The following is a 12,989-nucleotide window of genomic DNA, read 5'->3' as shown; positions in this document are numbered from 1 at the left end:
CCTCGCCCCGTCGACCGTTCCCGGCACACCCGCACGCAGAGATCAGGGAGCCATGAGACCGTCCCGCACCCGGCGCGGCACCGTCCGCGCCGCCCTCACCGCCCTCGGGCTGCTCGCCCTGGGCCTCACCCCGCTCGCCGCGCAGGCCCAGTCGTCCACGTCGGCGGGCAGCCGGCCCACCTCGGACGTGGTGCAGACCAGCCACGGCAAGGTCCGCGGCACCGACCGCACCGGCTACGACGCCTGGCTCGGCATCCCCTACGCCCGGGCCGGCCGCTGGCAGGCACCCCAGTCCGCCGCGAAGTGGTCCGGCGTCCGCGACGCCACCTCCTTCGGCGACCGGTGCGCCCAGAACCCCGGCTGGGACCCCGGCTACGAGAAGACCATCACCACCGAGGACTGCCTCGACCTCAACGTCTACGTCCCCGACTCCGCCCGCGCAAAGACGCCCGTCCTGGTGTGGATCCACGGCGGCGGCTTCACCGGCGGCGCCGGTCAGGACACCGACCCGCGCAAGTTCGTCACCCAGACCGGCGCGATCGTCGTCACCATCAACTACCGCCTCGGCGTCCTGGGCACCCTCAACCTCCCCCAGCTGCGGGCCGAGAGCGAGGACGGCCCCGGCAATTACGGTCTCCTCGACCAGCAGGCCGCCCTGCGCTGGGTGCACTCCAACATCTCCCGCTTCGGTGGTGACCCGGGAAACGTCACCATCGCCGGCCAGTCCGCCGGTGCCGGTTCGGTCTGCGACCACCTCACCTCCCCCACCGCCAAGGGACTCTTCTCCCGCGCCGTCATCATGAGCGGCGGCTGCAACCTCCAGTCCGCCGCCTCCGGCCAGGCGCAGAGCACCGCCTTCGTCGAGGAGGTCGGCTGCGCCACCGCCGCCGACGTCCTGGCCTGCCTGCGTGCCAGGCCCGCCGCCGACCTGCTCGCCGCGCAGCAGAAGGCCGGCGTCAGCCTCTCCACCGGCGGCCGCGCCTTCCCGGTCAACCCGGCCACCGCAGTGCAGACCGGCCGGTTCAACCGGGTCCCGGTCATGCTGGGCCAGACTGACAGCGAACGCGGCCTGTCCACCTTCCAGAACTACGACTACCTCGGTACGCCGATGACGGCCGGCCAGTATCAGGCCGCCGTTCGCTCCGCCTACGGCGAGAACGCCGACGCCGTGCTCGCCGAGTACCCGCTAAGCGAGTACGCCACCCCGGGGGAGGCGTGGACCGACGCCCAGAACGGCTCCACCTCCTTCACTCGCTGGCAGCTCACCCGCACCCTGTCGAAGTGGGTACCCACCTACGCCTACGAGTTCGCCGAGAGCGACACCCCGCACTTCACGTCCATCTTCCGCATCCAGCAGGAGAGCCAGGCGGCCCGCGACTTCGCGTTCGGCGGGGCGATCCACGTCGACGACCTCGGCTACCTCTGGGACTACCTCGGCCAGACTCTCCCCTACGACGACGACCAGCTCGAACTCTCCCGCCAGATGATCGAGTACTGGGGCCGGTTCACCGCGTCCGGCGACCCCAACGGTCCGGGCACCCCGTCCTGGCCCAAGTTCAGCGACCGGACGGGCACGCTGATGTCGCTCATCGCCTGCGACACCTCACCGGCGAGCGGCGACGCCCCGGCAGCCTGCTCCAAGGCGAGCCGTGACTTCCCCAAGGAGCACAACCTGTCCTTCTGGCAGGAACTGTTGTCCTGACCGGCCCGTACGCGAACGGGGCCCGGCACGCATCCCGCGTGCTGGGCCCCACCCGTGTGCCGTTCAGCGCACCCGGGGCAACACCTCCTCCCCGAAGGTCCGCAGCACGCGCTCCAGTTCGTCGAGGCCGCCGCGGCTGGCCAACCACACGCGGTGCACTCCACGGGCGGTCAGTGCCTCGATGCGCCGGGTCCAGTCGGACGCGTCACCCGCCATGCCCCAGCGGTCCATCGCGAAGTCGGCCAGACCCAGCTCCCCCATCAGCCGCGCGTTGCCGCCACCTGCCCGCTGGTGGTCCGCCAGGGTGTAGCGGCGTACGTACTCCCGCACCACCGCGTGGTGGCGTGCGGGGACCAGCCGGCCCTCGACCCCCTGCCGCATGCTGTGGTGCAGGATCGAGGCGAGCGAGGGACGCAGCCGGTCCCGTGCGGCCTCCCGGTCGTCGTCCAGGACGCAGCGGACGGTGAACCACGGCTCGGCGGCAACCCGCTGGCCACGCTCGCGTGCCCCCTCCCGGAGCTGCTCCAGGGACCACGTGACGACCTCGGGGGTGAGGCCGGTGCCGATGGAGGCGGCGTCGCCGATGGCCCCGGCGAGCCGCAGCATGCGCGGTCCCTCCGCGCCGACCGAGATGCGTACCGAGTCACGTGGGCCGGTGAAGACGCGGATGTCGCGTCCGTCATAGCGTCCGTGGCCGGTGGCCAGGACATCGCGGACGCAGGTGACGTACTCCTCCAGGCGGGCCCGGGTGGCCGGACGGCGGCCGACACTGCGCACGGCGGAGTCACCGGTGGCGACCTCCATGAAGGCACGGCCACCGGTGATGCCGTCGATCGTGGCCAGGAAGGCCGCCGCGATCTGCGGGTCGCGGGTCCAGGGGTTGGTGGGGCGCATCCCGACGTAGGTGTGCGTGGTGCCGAGCGCGAGCAGCGTGACACGGGCCGCCGCCTCGTTGAGGCGGAAGCCCGTGTCACCGACACCGATGGAGTGCAAACCGTAGTCGTCGGCCATCCTGGCCAGGTCGGTCAGCCGGCGGGCGTGCCCGCGGGTGAGGACCGGTTCGAGAACGGTGAACTGCATGGCGAACCGCGGTGTCCGGGTCATCTCACTCCGTCTCGCGGGGCACCAGGGCCACACCGTCCTCGTCCGCGTGCACGGTGTCGCCCGGAGTGAACACCACGCCGCCGAACACCACCGGCTGCCCGGCGGTGCCGGTCCCGGTCTTCCCGCTGCGGCGCGGGTTCGACCCGAGGGCGAGCACTCCCAGATCGGTCTCGCGCAGCCGGGCCACGTCACGCACCGCTCCGTGCACGATCACCCCCACCCAGCCGTTGTCCCTCGCCAGGTCGGACATCGCGTCGCCCATCAGCGCCGTGCGCAGCGATCCCGCCCCGTCGACCACGAGCACCCGGCCCTGTCCGGGCCGGGACAGGGCCTCGCGCACGAGCAGGTTGTCCTCCAGGCACGAGACGGTGTCGACGACCCCGGAGAACCGGGTCCGGCCGCCGTACGACCGCAGTTGGGTGGTGCAGGTCTGGACGGTGCCTTGCAACCGGTCGCAGACGTCCGCCGTCGGCTCCTCGCTCACTGTCCCTTCCCTCCGTTCTGGCCGGTCAGCGTGTGCGGGAGCCGCATGTGCCGGCTGAGCACCGTCCGGGCGGTGCGTACGTCGACGACCGCGAGCCCGGGGCGTAGCGCCTCCTCGATGACTTCCCCCTTCCCTGCCGCGTCCACGGTCGCCGAGCGGGCGCCGAAGGCGGTGGCGAGCGGGGCGAGGCCGGGTGGCGGGACGACGGCGGCGCCGGCGTTGTCGCCGTCGCGGTGCAGGCGCTGGTACTCGGTGCCCAGCGCCTGGTCGTTGAGGACGAACACCGTCAGGTCGGCCCCGGCTCGGGCCGCGGTGTCCAGTTCCTGTACGTGCATCATGAACGCGGCGTCCCCTTCGAAGACCACGGTCTTGCGTCCCGGAGCGCCCAGGGCGACGCCGATGGCAGTGGTGAGCGCCTGGCCGATGGAGCCGAAGCCCTGGGCGGTGAAGAAGCGGCCCCGGGCGGGCACGGTGACGAACGCGGCGGCGAATCCTGAGCAGTGGCCGTTGCTGATGACGACGGTGGCGTCCTCGGGGAGGCGCTCACTGATCTCGGCGACCGCGCGCCGGGGGTCGACGGTGCCGCCGGGGAGCGGCGGGGCGAAGTCCCGCAGGTCCTCCTGCCAGCAGTCGGCGGCCGGGCCGACCGGGCTGAACCACGGTCGGCGCGAACCGGTCAACGCCCGCGTCAGGGACACGGTGCGGCGCAGGGTGCCCGTCGCGTCGCCTCGCAGTGTCTCCGTCCGTCCGCCGTCCCCCGGTGGCCGCATCGGCTGCGCGCCGGGTGTCTCGTTGACGACCTTGACGACGTGTGCCTGGGCGAACAGGTGCCGGGACTGCGTGGTGCTGCGGCCCATGGAGGCGCCGAACGCCACGACCAGGTCGGCGGAGCCGAGCAGGCGCTCGGCGGCGGGGTGGGCCAGTCCGCCGGCGATGCCCAGGTCGAGGGGGTGGCCGTCGAACATGCCCTTGGCGGGCAGGGTCGTGGCCAGGCCGGCGCCGAGGTGGTCCGCGAGCGTGCGCAGGAGGTCGGGAGCGTGGCTGCCCGCCGCGCCTCGGCCCGCGATCAGCACCGGCCGTTCGGCGTCGGTGAGCAGCCGGGCCAGCCGGTCGGCCGCGACCGCGTCGTCCTCGGCGGTCGGTGCCCCGGCGGCGTCCGCCGTCACCGCCGGTCCGCGTGCGGTGCCTTCGGGCGCCGGCGCGTTGAGGAGGTCGGCGGCGATCCCGAGGACGACCGGTCGCGACCGTCCCCCTGCCGCTGCGAGGGCCGCGGCGAGGGCGTCCTCGGGGTCGTCGTCCCGGCCCATGGCGTGGTACTCCGCCTCGCAGGAGGCGGCGAAGGACGCCTGGTCGAAGGCCTGGGCGCCTTGGTAGCCGGCGGGTGTCTCGGCCGCGATCACGACGAGGGGCGTGCGGTTGCGCGCCGCGACCACCAGTGAGGTCGCCACATGGGTGAGTCCGGGGCCGTGGGTGACCGAGCAGATGCCGGTCCGGCCCGCGGACCAGGTGTACCCCTCGGCCATCGCCACGGCGGCGCTCTCGTGCCGGACCTCGACCACGCCGACGCCACGTTCCTCCAGCGCCAGCAGCAGGTGCATGTTGCCGTCGCCCATGAGGGCGAAGACATGAGTGCAACCGGTGCGCGCCACGGCGTCGGCCAACGCCGTGGCCCGCGTGGCGGTGCGGGCCTGGGTGCCGGTCGCGGCGGCCAGGTCGGTGTTGCTCAAGAGGACTCCTTCGCCGGCTTTCGCGCGAGGTACTTGGAGAAGAAGGGGAGCACCTCGTTCTCGAAGCGCTCAGGGACACGGTTGCCGTGGTTGCCTTGGTAGACCTCGAAGGTGTGCGGCACGTCGTACGAGGTCAAAACGCGGTCGAACTCGGTGAGGTTCGCCAGGATGTTGGTGTCCTCGTCCCCGACGTCGAAGGCGATGTGTTGCTTTTTGAGGTTGCTGATGTACTGGTCGACCATGGCGAGCGGCCGGTTGGCGGTCATCCGGGCGAACACCGCCGGGTCCAGTCCGCTGTTCTTGACCGGGGAGTCGTAGTAGAGCGGCGGGTTGGCGGGATCGGGGGCCCACGCCGCGGCGGCGGCGACCGCCGTCCTGATGCCGGACGGGATCTGGGTGTAGTCGTCGGGACGCTCGGTGAACGCCTCGAACGCCGCCATCTCCTCGGGGGTGTCCGGAATGTTGCTGGTCGGGGAGATGCAGCAGGAGCTGAGGATGTAGAGGGAGGAGAAGACCTCGGGGTGCTTCATCCCGATCCGCATCGCGCCGTAACCGCCCATGGAGTGACCTGCCAGCCCGCGGGCTTCGACCCGGTCGATGGTGCGGAAGTGCCTGTCCACGTACGACACCAGGTCCTGGGAGATGAAGGACTCCCAGTCCCCCGTGGTCGCGCCGCTGGAGTAGTTGCTGCCGCCGTAGACGGTCATCGCGTTCGGAGTGACGATGATCATGTCGCGTGCGGTGCCGCCCGCGATGGCGCGGTCGGCGAGGGTGGGGATGTGTGTCCCGGCGCCGTCGCCGAAGTAGCTCAGGTCCGTGTTGGTGAACCCGTGCAGCATGTACAGCACGGGGTAGCGCCGGTGGGAGTCGGACTTGTAGCCGGGAGGCAGGTACACCGAGACGTCCCGGTCCGGTGAATCGCCCTCCAGATTTCCTTCGAGTGAGTTCCCGTGCACCTTCACACGCAGCACGGTTCCGGTGGAATCCCGCTCCGCCCGAGCAGCGGCCGAATTCGCGTTGCCGGCGCCTCCGGCGGCCGACGGGGCTGCCACCGCCAGGCACATCGCGACGAGAATGGTGGACGTCACGACGCTCGCCGCGCGGCGTCCGAGGCGGTGTCTCTTCCCTGGGAATGTCATGTGACTCTCCTCTCCGGTTCCCGCTATGGTCGGAAGCCGGTGCCGCGAAGCGCAATGCCCGGCGTGAAAGCATCCGTGATGAGCCGATAAGCAGCCGCGGTGCCCCGGACGTCAGGTGGTCCGCCGGGGCAGATGTTTGCGCGCGTGGGTCGGCAGGAGCAGCGCGGCCAGCGCGGCGAGGCCCGCGACCGCGGCGCAGGCGGCGGTCAGGGACAGCGCGCCGGCCAGCGCCGCGACGGCGAATGGCGCCACGGACGGCACCAGTTCGGTGGCCAACCGCCAGGAACCGAGGAACGGGGCTGGTGACCGCGGGTCCGCGAGGTCCGATCCAACGGTGGGCACAACCCCCCCGCTCCACCCATTGGCGATCGCCATGAGCGCGGTGCTGCCGAGGAACCAGTACACCGCGAGCGGCAGTCGCGGCGCGAGCGCGAGCCCGAGATGGCAGACACCGAACACCACCAGGGCCGGCAGGGCGACCGCGACCCTTCCCCAGCGGTCGGTCACCACTCCGCCCGCGTAGAACAGTGAGAAGTCGAGCCCGGCGGCGAGACCGACCACGATGGTGACGGTGACCTCATCCAGACCGACGGCGGTCCCGACCAGCGGCACGAGGATGCGTCGGGTGGTCCGCATCGTACTGACGACGGAGAGCGTCAGGCCGAGGGTGAGCAGTACCCGGCGGCGTTCCCAGACGGTACGCAACACGCGCGGAGCCGCCTCGTCGCCCGTGCCGACGGCGCCTGGCTCCTGGAAGGGTGCCGACACGACCAGTGCCGCCAGCGGGACGCACGCGACGACGACCACCAGGAATCCGCCCCGGACACCGCCGGTGAGCCGCATGGCGGCGGCGGCCAGCAGGGGGCCGGCGAACAGGCCCAGCCGGGTGGCCCCGGCGAGAGCGGACAGTGACCGGCCGCGGACCCGGGCAGGCACGGCGACGGTGACCCAGGTGTGGCGGGCCATGGTGAAGACGGCGGCGCCGCTGCCGATCACCAGCACGCCCGCCGCGAGCAGCCACACGGAGCGCGCGAGGTACGCCGTCGTACCGCCCACCGCCGTCACCGCTGTCGCCAGGAGCATGACGCGCCGCTCCCCGTACCGGCCGACCAGCCATCCGGCCGGCAGGGCTAGCAGCAACTGTCCCGCGGTCAGCAGGGCCGCGACCGTCGCGGCGGTGGCCGAGGAGCCGGTCAGCGACCTCGCGGCCAGCAGCGTCACGGGCATCGCGGCGCCCTGACCGCAGCCGTGCAACACGTTCGGGACGAGGGCGGTCGGCAGCAACTGCCGCCAGGGAACGGCCGGCTCTGACACGCGCATCAGTCTCCTTAGCTGTCCCGGGTGGTGCACGGACCGGTCCGACGGGCGCGTTCGGTCATGTCAGCACCGTTCCGCACGCGCGGTGTGACGTGTACTGTCCCTGACGTCATCGCTACTGCCGACGATATTGTCGACGCTTCTCCGTACCCGACCAGTGCGCAAGAGGGCCGCCCGTGATGTTCTCCGTCCCGGCGATAAGACCAGCCTTATCGGTGGAGTAGAAACCCGACGCTTACCGGCCCTGACGCACGGCCCTACTGTTTCCGAGAAGTTACGGACTTTTGCGTCTCCCCCCGAGAACAAGGAAGTTGGAGGCTGGGGCAGCATGAGAATCCGAAAGGTACTCGTCGGAATAGCGGCCGCGAGTACGCTGTTGCTGGCGGGGTGCGGCGGTTCCGGGAGCGGGACTTCCGAGAATTTGCCGAAGAACGTCGCCGACGCGGGGGGCATGGACTCGCTGATCAAAAAGGCCAAGGAAGAGGGCGAGGTCAGCCTGTACGCCGCCACCACGGAAAAGTCGACCACCGCATGGACAGAGCATTTCGAGAAAAAGTACGGGATCCAGGTCAAGCTCTACCGCGACGGCAGCACCACGCTCTTCCAGAGGTGGGCCCAGGAGGTCGGCGGCGGTGTCGACAACGCGGACGTCGTCATCCAGAACGTCTACCAGCTCTGGCAGGACGGCGAGAAGGAAGGCTGGATCACCGACTACCGCACCCAGAACTACGACGCCTACGACTACGACAAGATCCTGCCCGGCACCGGACTCGCCGGAAAGATCTACCCCCTGCACCAGAGCATCGGTGCCATCGCATGGAACACCGAGGTGACCACGCCCGAGCAGCAGAAGCTGCTGCGCGCGGACCCGGTGGCCGCCCTGGCCGATCCCGCGTTCAAAGGCAAGATCGCTTTGGGCGACACCGGCGGCGCGACCACAGCGGGCAACTACGCCAACGTGATCCTGCACCAGTCCGACGAGTACGGCTGGGACTGGCTGGACGGCGTGGCCGACAATGACCCGGCGCTCTTCGAGAGCCAGATCCCCATCGCCGAACAGCTGGTGAAGGGCGAGTACGCCGTCACGTTCGGCACCGACACCCTCTACAACGACTACATCGACGACGGCGCTCCCATCGAGTACGCCTACCCGACACCCACCAACGCCGCCCTGTGGATGATGGGGCTGCCGACGGCGACCCCCCATCCGTATGCCGCCCGCCTCTTCCTGGAGTGGGCCAGCTCCGACGGGGGCCACGACCTCATGGCCACCTACGGCACCGGGGCCGGCACCCGGACCGGGTGGGTGGACGAACGGGCCATCGCCAAGGAACTGTGGTACTCCAAGCCGGAGATCTGGTACGGCATGGCCACCCAGTCCGAGTTGCAGGGCGACGGATTCGCCGACTTCGTCAGCAAGGTCAACGCCACGCTGAAGAAGTGAGCGGTCGCCACTGACGCCTCCCACCCGTCCCGGGGAGGGCCTGGCAACCCCAGGTCCGCCCCGGGCTCACGCCTGCCCGCCCTGCCCGCCCGACAGGAGGAACAATGACGTTCGAGACCACCGCCTGGCGTCACACCAGCCGCCAACGGCTGATCGCGGGACTGACATTCGACCAGATGTACACCTTCCAGACCCTCGTCCGCGCCGGCTCCTTCCGCGCCGCCGCTGCCGAGCTGGCTCTCACTCAGCCCGCCGTCTCCCAGCGCATCCGGCACCTCGAACGCCTGCTGGGCTGCACCCTGCTGGAACGCCGGCAGGGTGCCCGGTCCGAACTGACCGCCGCGGGACGAGAACTGCTCGGCTTCGCCGAGGAGGTGCTGGCCCGCACCGACCGCTTCCACAAGCATCTGGAGCGGATGAAGGAACTGCCGGAGAGCTCGAGCGTGACCGTCGTCAGCGACTCCGACCACATCAAGCACCTGCTCGTCGGCGCGGTCATGACCATGAAGGAGACGACACCGTCCGTCCGGGTCGTCATCAAGCACGAGCCGTCCCGGCAGGCGTGCACACGGGCCCTCGCGCAGGGCCGGGCCGACTTCGGCATCTGCCGCTACCCGGCCCCCAGCGAGTTCCCCACCCTCGGTGCCATCGAAGAACAGATGTACCTCTACGCGCGGCCCGACGACGAGATCCACGCCTTGCCCGAGGCCGACCGCGTCCCCTACCTCGCGCAGGCCGACTTCGCGACGTTCGCGGACGGCATGCGCAGCCGTCGGCTGGTCGAGTGCTGGGCCGAGAAGGTCGGCGTCTCCCTGCGGGTGGTGCTCGAATCACGCGGTCTGGAGGCGATGCGCACCTACGTCACCCGGGGGCTGGCCCTCGCCGTCCTCCCGGAGTTCTGCGTGCGCGAGGACCAGCGGTCCGGATTGCTGCGCCGCGCCGCGGCGCCGGGACTGCCCCTGACCCGGGGTGCCGTCATCCTCGCGCCGCCCGACCGAGAGGTCTCCCGGGCCGCCCGGACCTTCCTCGGCATGCTGCCGGCCAAGATCGAGTCCTCGCTCAGCCCCGCCCAGCGCACGGCTGCGCCGGTGCCCGCGTGAGGGCACCGGCGCGCCGGGGTTTCAGTTGCCGAGCACCTCGGTGCGCACACCGACTGGCAGGTCCTCGTCCACGGCGGCCGTCCCGGCCGCGTCACCGTGCGGGCCGGCGTCCTCGGCGGGGAACCAGGTCACGTTGTCCGGCGTCAGCAGCAACGTCTGCTCGGCGCCGATCTCCGGCGGCCGGGAGGTCGGACCGGTGACGGCCTGGACACGCAGCCGGTGCTCCCCCGCCTCGTAGGTGCGCTCGAAGTGGTCGCCGAGGAACTCGCTGGCGACCAGACGGGCCCGGAACTCGTTGGTGTCCAGGCGGTCCGGCGGAGGCTCGGTCTCCCGGCCCACCCGCACCCACTCGGGACGGAACACCACCGAGATCCGGTCGCCCTGGGAAGGGCTGGCGGTGGCGGTGGCGTGGGCGATGTCGAGCACGGTGTCCGGGCCGAGCGTGGGCACCTTCACGGAGAAGGTGCGCACCCCCACGTCGACGACGGCCGCGGGCACCACGTTGGCCTCGCCGACGAAGGTCGCCACGAATCCGTTGGCCGGCCGGTGGTAGAGCGTCCAGGGGTCACCGATCTGCTGGATGACCCCCTTGTTCATCACCACCACCCGGTCGGACATCGACAGCGCCTCGGACTGGTCGTGCGTCACGTAGAGCACCGTGATGCCGGTACGGCGCTGGATCTGCCGGATCTCGTCCCGCATCCGCGCCCGCAGCTGGGCGTCGAGGTTGCTCAACGGCTCGTCCATCAGCACCAGGCTGGGCTCGGTGGCCAGCGCGCGGGCCAGGGCGACGCGCTGCTGCTGTCCGCCGCTGAGCTCGGTGGCATTGCGGTGGGTGAACTCGCCGAGGCCGACCAGTTCCAGCATCTGCTCGGCCTGGGCGCGTGCCCGCGCCTTGGGTGTCTTCTTCGCCTTGAGGCCGTACATGACGTTCTCCACGGTGGTCATGTGCGGCCACACGGCGTAGGACTGGAACACCATGTTGATGTCCCGTTTGTGCGGCGGGATGTTCGCGCCGGGCGCGTACAGCGGCCGTCCCCCCAGGGTGATCTCCCCCGACGTGGGAGTGTGCAGGCCGGCCACGCAGCGCAGCGTGGTGGTCTTCCCGCATCCGCTGGGTCCGAGCAGGGTGACGAACTCGGACCGCCCGATCTCCAGACCGAGGTCGGAGACCGCCGTCGTGCCGCCGTAGTCGGCGAAGAGTCCTTCCACCACCAGGCCGTGGTCCCATGGGTCGCGGTGCGGCTCGTCCATCGATCTGTTCACCTCGTTCGCGTTTCGGGCGGCTTGGTCCGTGCGCGTCAGGCGCGCTGGTGCAGTTTTCCGGGCCGGAGCAGGACCCGCATGACGACGATCCACCCGATCATCAGGGCGGTCTCCAGGAGACCGACGACGGCGGCGGCCGGCAGCGACGCCTGCTGGGCGTAGTTGAAGGAGAGGATGGACAGCAGCATGGTGTCCGGGGTGTAGAGCAGGATCGCAGTGTTGATCTCCCGCACCGTGAACAGGAACACCATGATGACGCCCGCGGCGATCGACGGCCGCATCAGCGGCAGCAGGATGGTCCACAGCATGCGGCCCTGGCCCGCCCCGCACATGCGGGACGCCTCCTCCAGGGACTTGTCGATCTGGGCGAAGCCGTTGCCGGTGACACGGGTGGCGTGCGGCAGGTAGGAGGCCACGTAGGCGACCACCATGATGGCGAGCGAGCCGTAGAGCGGGGTGCCGAGGTAGAGGGCGAACACACCGGTGGCGAAGACGATGCCCGGGACGGCCAGCGGGGACATGGCGACGGCGTTGAGCAGGCCGGAGCCCCGGTGCCGGACCCGCTCGGTGACGTAGGAGGTCAGGATGCCGACGGCCACGGCGCACAGGGCCGTGGTCACGGCCACGATCACCGTGTTGCCGAGCGCGTTCTTCAGCTCGGGAGCCGCCATGACCTGCCGGACGACGTCGAAGGTGGGGTCGATCTCGTCGAGGTTGGTGGAGGTGCTGAAGGCTCGCAGGCCGAGGGCCGCGTAGGGCAGCACGGTGGTGATCAGGGCGTAGAGGATCAGCAGGAACACGAAGAGGTACCTGATCCCGCCCAGGTGGATGCGCTTGCGGTTGCGGGACTTGCCGGTGACGGTCACGAACTTGGAGGACTGCCGCAGCCCCCGCTGATACAGCCACAGGCCGATCACACTGAGCAGCACCAGCATGGTGCCGAGGGCGGCGGCGAGTGCGTAGTCGCTCGGGTAGCCGTTGGTGGCCCGGTAGACCGTGACGGCCAGCGGCTGGAAGTCCATCTTGGCGCCCAGCAGCGCCGGCACGGAGAACATGCCGGTGGCGCTGATGGTGACGAACATGACGGACGACAGGGTGGCGTGCCGGATGGCCGGCAGGGAGATCCGCAGCGCCGTCTGCAGGGTCCCCCGCCCGTTCATGTGGGACGCCTCCTCCAGGCCGGCGTCCATGTTCTGCAGGCTGCCGGAGACCAGCAGGTAGCCGTAGGGCACGTAGTGCAGTGCCAGGATGACGATCAGCCACTGGAAGGTCATGACGTTGATCGACACCCAGCCGGGCAGCCCGACGTCCCGGGCGAGCTGGTTGAGCAGGCCGGTGCGCGGCGCTCCCAGCTCCAGGAACGCCAGCGCACCGATGAACGGGGACAGGAACAGCGGGGCGATCACGACCAGTTCGAAGAACCGCCGCAGCGGTACGTCGGTACGGGCCAGCACCCAGGCGAGCGCGCCGCCGAGGGCGGTGGCGATGACACCGCACGCCAGCGACATGGCCATGGTCTCCCCCAGCACCCGCCAGATCTCCCACGAGCCGTAGGAGTCCTTCAGGGCGTCCAGGGTGAAGGTGGACAGGGCGTCGCGCGGGTCTTCAGAGACGGCACGGACGAACACCAGCGCGGTCGGCAGGAAGACGAGGACGGCGAGGAGCAGGACGACGAGGACCATGAGGGCCCCGGGACCCCGTCGTCG

At 70.7% G+C, this 12,989-nt stretch carries 10 protein-coding genes; 3 read left to right on the top strand and 7 right to left on the bottom strand.

The annotated features are described in order from the left end of the window. Positions 1–52: 52 nt before the first annotated feature. A complete protein-coding gene (locus tag ACLGIH_RS34575) occupies positions 53–1,702 on the top strand; it encodes a carboxylesterase/lipase family protein (RefSeq protein ID WP_416529180.1) in 1,650 nt (549 codons plus the stop codon). A 63-nt stretch (positions 1,703–1,765) separates the two neighbouring features. Here the strand turns inward: ACLGIH_RS34575 and ACLGIH_RS34570 are convergent, their stop codons facing one another. The 5 genes from ACLGIH_RS34570 to ACLGIH_RS34550 form a co-directional block, all read right to left on the bottom strand. Then, the gene (locus ACLGIH_RS34570) at positions 1,766–2,806 is read right to left on the bottom strand and encodes an LLM class flavin-dependent oxidoreductase (RefSeq protein ID WP_416529179.1); all 1,041 of its coding nucleotides are present in this window, start codon (positions 2,804–2,806) and stop codon (positions 1,766–1,768) included. A 1-nt stretch (position 2,807) separates the two neighbouring features. Beyond that, positions 2,808–3,290: a ribonuclease E activity regulator RraA gene (gene rraA / locus ACLGIH_RS34565; protein WP_416529178.1), complete on the bottom strand. Its 483-nt coding sequence runs from the start codon at positions 3,288–3,290 to the stop codon at positions 2,808–2,810. Further along, positions 3,287–5,017 carry a thiamine pyrophosphate-binding protein gene (locus ACLGIH_RS34560; RefSeq protein WP_416529177.1) on the bottom strand — a complete coding sequence of 577 codons (1,731 nt, stop codon included), beginning with the start codon at positions 5,015–5,017 and terminating at the stop codon, positions 3,287–3,289. The genes rraA and ACLGIH_RS34560 overlap by 4 nt, the downstream gene beginning before the upstream one ends. Next, positions 5,014–6,156, bottom strand: a complete 1,143-nt coding sequence (locus ACLGIH_RS34555) for an alpha/beta hydrolase (RefSeq protein ID WP_416529176.1) — start codon at positions 6,154–6,156, stop codon at positions 5,014–5,016. Before ACLGIH_RS34555 ends, ACLGIH_RS34560 begins: the two co-directional genes overlap by 4 nt. Positions 6,157–6,267: 111 nt before the next feature. Beyond that, positions 6,268–7,470, bottom strand: coding sequence for an MFS transporter (locus ACLGIH_RS34550; protein ID WP_416529175.1), 1,203 nt, complete (start codon positions 7,468–7,470; stop codon positions 6,268–6,270). A gap of 424 nt (positions 7,471–7,894) precedes the next feature. Here ACLGIH_RS34550 and ACLGIH_RS34545 point away from each other — a divergent pair, with 424 nt between their 5' ends. Both ACLGIH_RS34545 and ACLGIH_RS34540 read left to right on the top strand, forming a co-directional pair. After that, complete coding sequence (locus ACLGIH_RS34545; protein ID WP_416529174.1) at positions 7,895–8,917, top strand: ABC transporter substrate-binding protein; 1,023 nt, start codon at positions 7,895–7,897, stop codon at positions 8,915–8,917. Between the two features lie 104 nt (positions 8,918–9,021). Continuing rightward, positions 9,022–10,017, top strand: coding sequence for a LysR family transcriptional regulator (locus tag ACLGIH_RS34540; RefSeq protein WP_416529173.1), 996 nt, complete (start codon positions 9,022–9,024; stop codon positions 10,015–10,017). Positions 10,018–10,038: 21 nt separating this feature from the next. On the opposite strand, the gene ACLGIH_RS34535 is transcribed toward ACLGIH_RS34540, so the two are convergent. Together ACLGIH_RS34535 and ACLGIH_RS34530 are read right to left on the bottom strand one after the other, a co-directional pair. Further along, positions 10,039–11,271 (bottom strand): ABC transporter ATP-binding protein, encoded by a 1,233-nt coding sequence (locus ACLGIH_RS34535; RefSeq protein WP_416529172.1) that lies wholly within the window; start codon positions 11,269–11,271, stop codon positions 10,039–10,041. Between the two features lie 47 nt (positions 11,272–11,318). Continuing rightward, the gene (locus ACLGIH_RS34530; protein ID WP_416529171.1) at positions 11,319–12,965 is read right to left on the bottom strand and encodes an ABC transporter permease; all 1,647 of its coding nucleotides are present in this window, start codon (positions 12,963–12,965) and stop codon (positions 11,319–11,321) included. Between the last annotated feature and the right edge of the window lie 24 nt (positions 12,966–12,989).

The sequence above is a fragment of the Streptomyces hamibioticus genome (assembly GCF_047946815.1).
In the GTDB taxonomy this organism is placed as follows: domain Bacteria; phylum Actinomycetota; class Actinomycetes; order Streptomycetales; family Streptomycetaceae; genus Streptomyces.
This window is presented reverse-complemented; position numbering and strand designations above follow the sequence as displayed.

Excerpts from the sequence above, each read along its gene's own strand:
- ACLGIH_RS34575 (WP_416529180.1), top strand. The coding sequence starts at position 53 with ATGAGACCGTCCCGCACCCGGCGCGGCACCGTCCGCGCCGCCCTCACC.
- ACLGIH_RS34530 (WP_416529171.1), bottom strand. The coding sequence starts at position 12,965 with ATGGTCCTCGTCGTCCTGCTCCTCGCCGTCCTCGTCTTCCTGCCGACC.
- ACLGIH_RS34570 (WP_416529179.1), bottom strand. The coding sequence starts at position 2,806 with ATGACCCGGACACCGCGGTTCGCCATGCAGTTCACCGTTCTCGAACCG.
- ACLGIH_RS34535 (WP_416529172.1), bottom strand. The coding sequence starts at position 11,271 with ATGGACGAGCCGCACCGCGACCCATGGGACCACGGCCTGGTGGTGGAA.
- ACLGIH_RS34540 (WP_416529173.1), top strand. The coding sequence starts at position 9,022 with ATGACGTTCGAGACCACCGCCTGGCGTCACACCAGCCGCCAACGGCTG.
- ACLGIH_RS34555 (WP_416529176.1), bottom strand. The coding sequence starts at position 6,156 with ATGACATTCCCAGGGAAGAGACACCGCCTCGGACGCCGCGCGGCGAGC.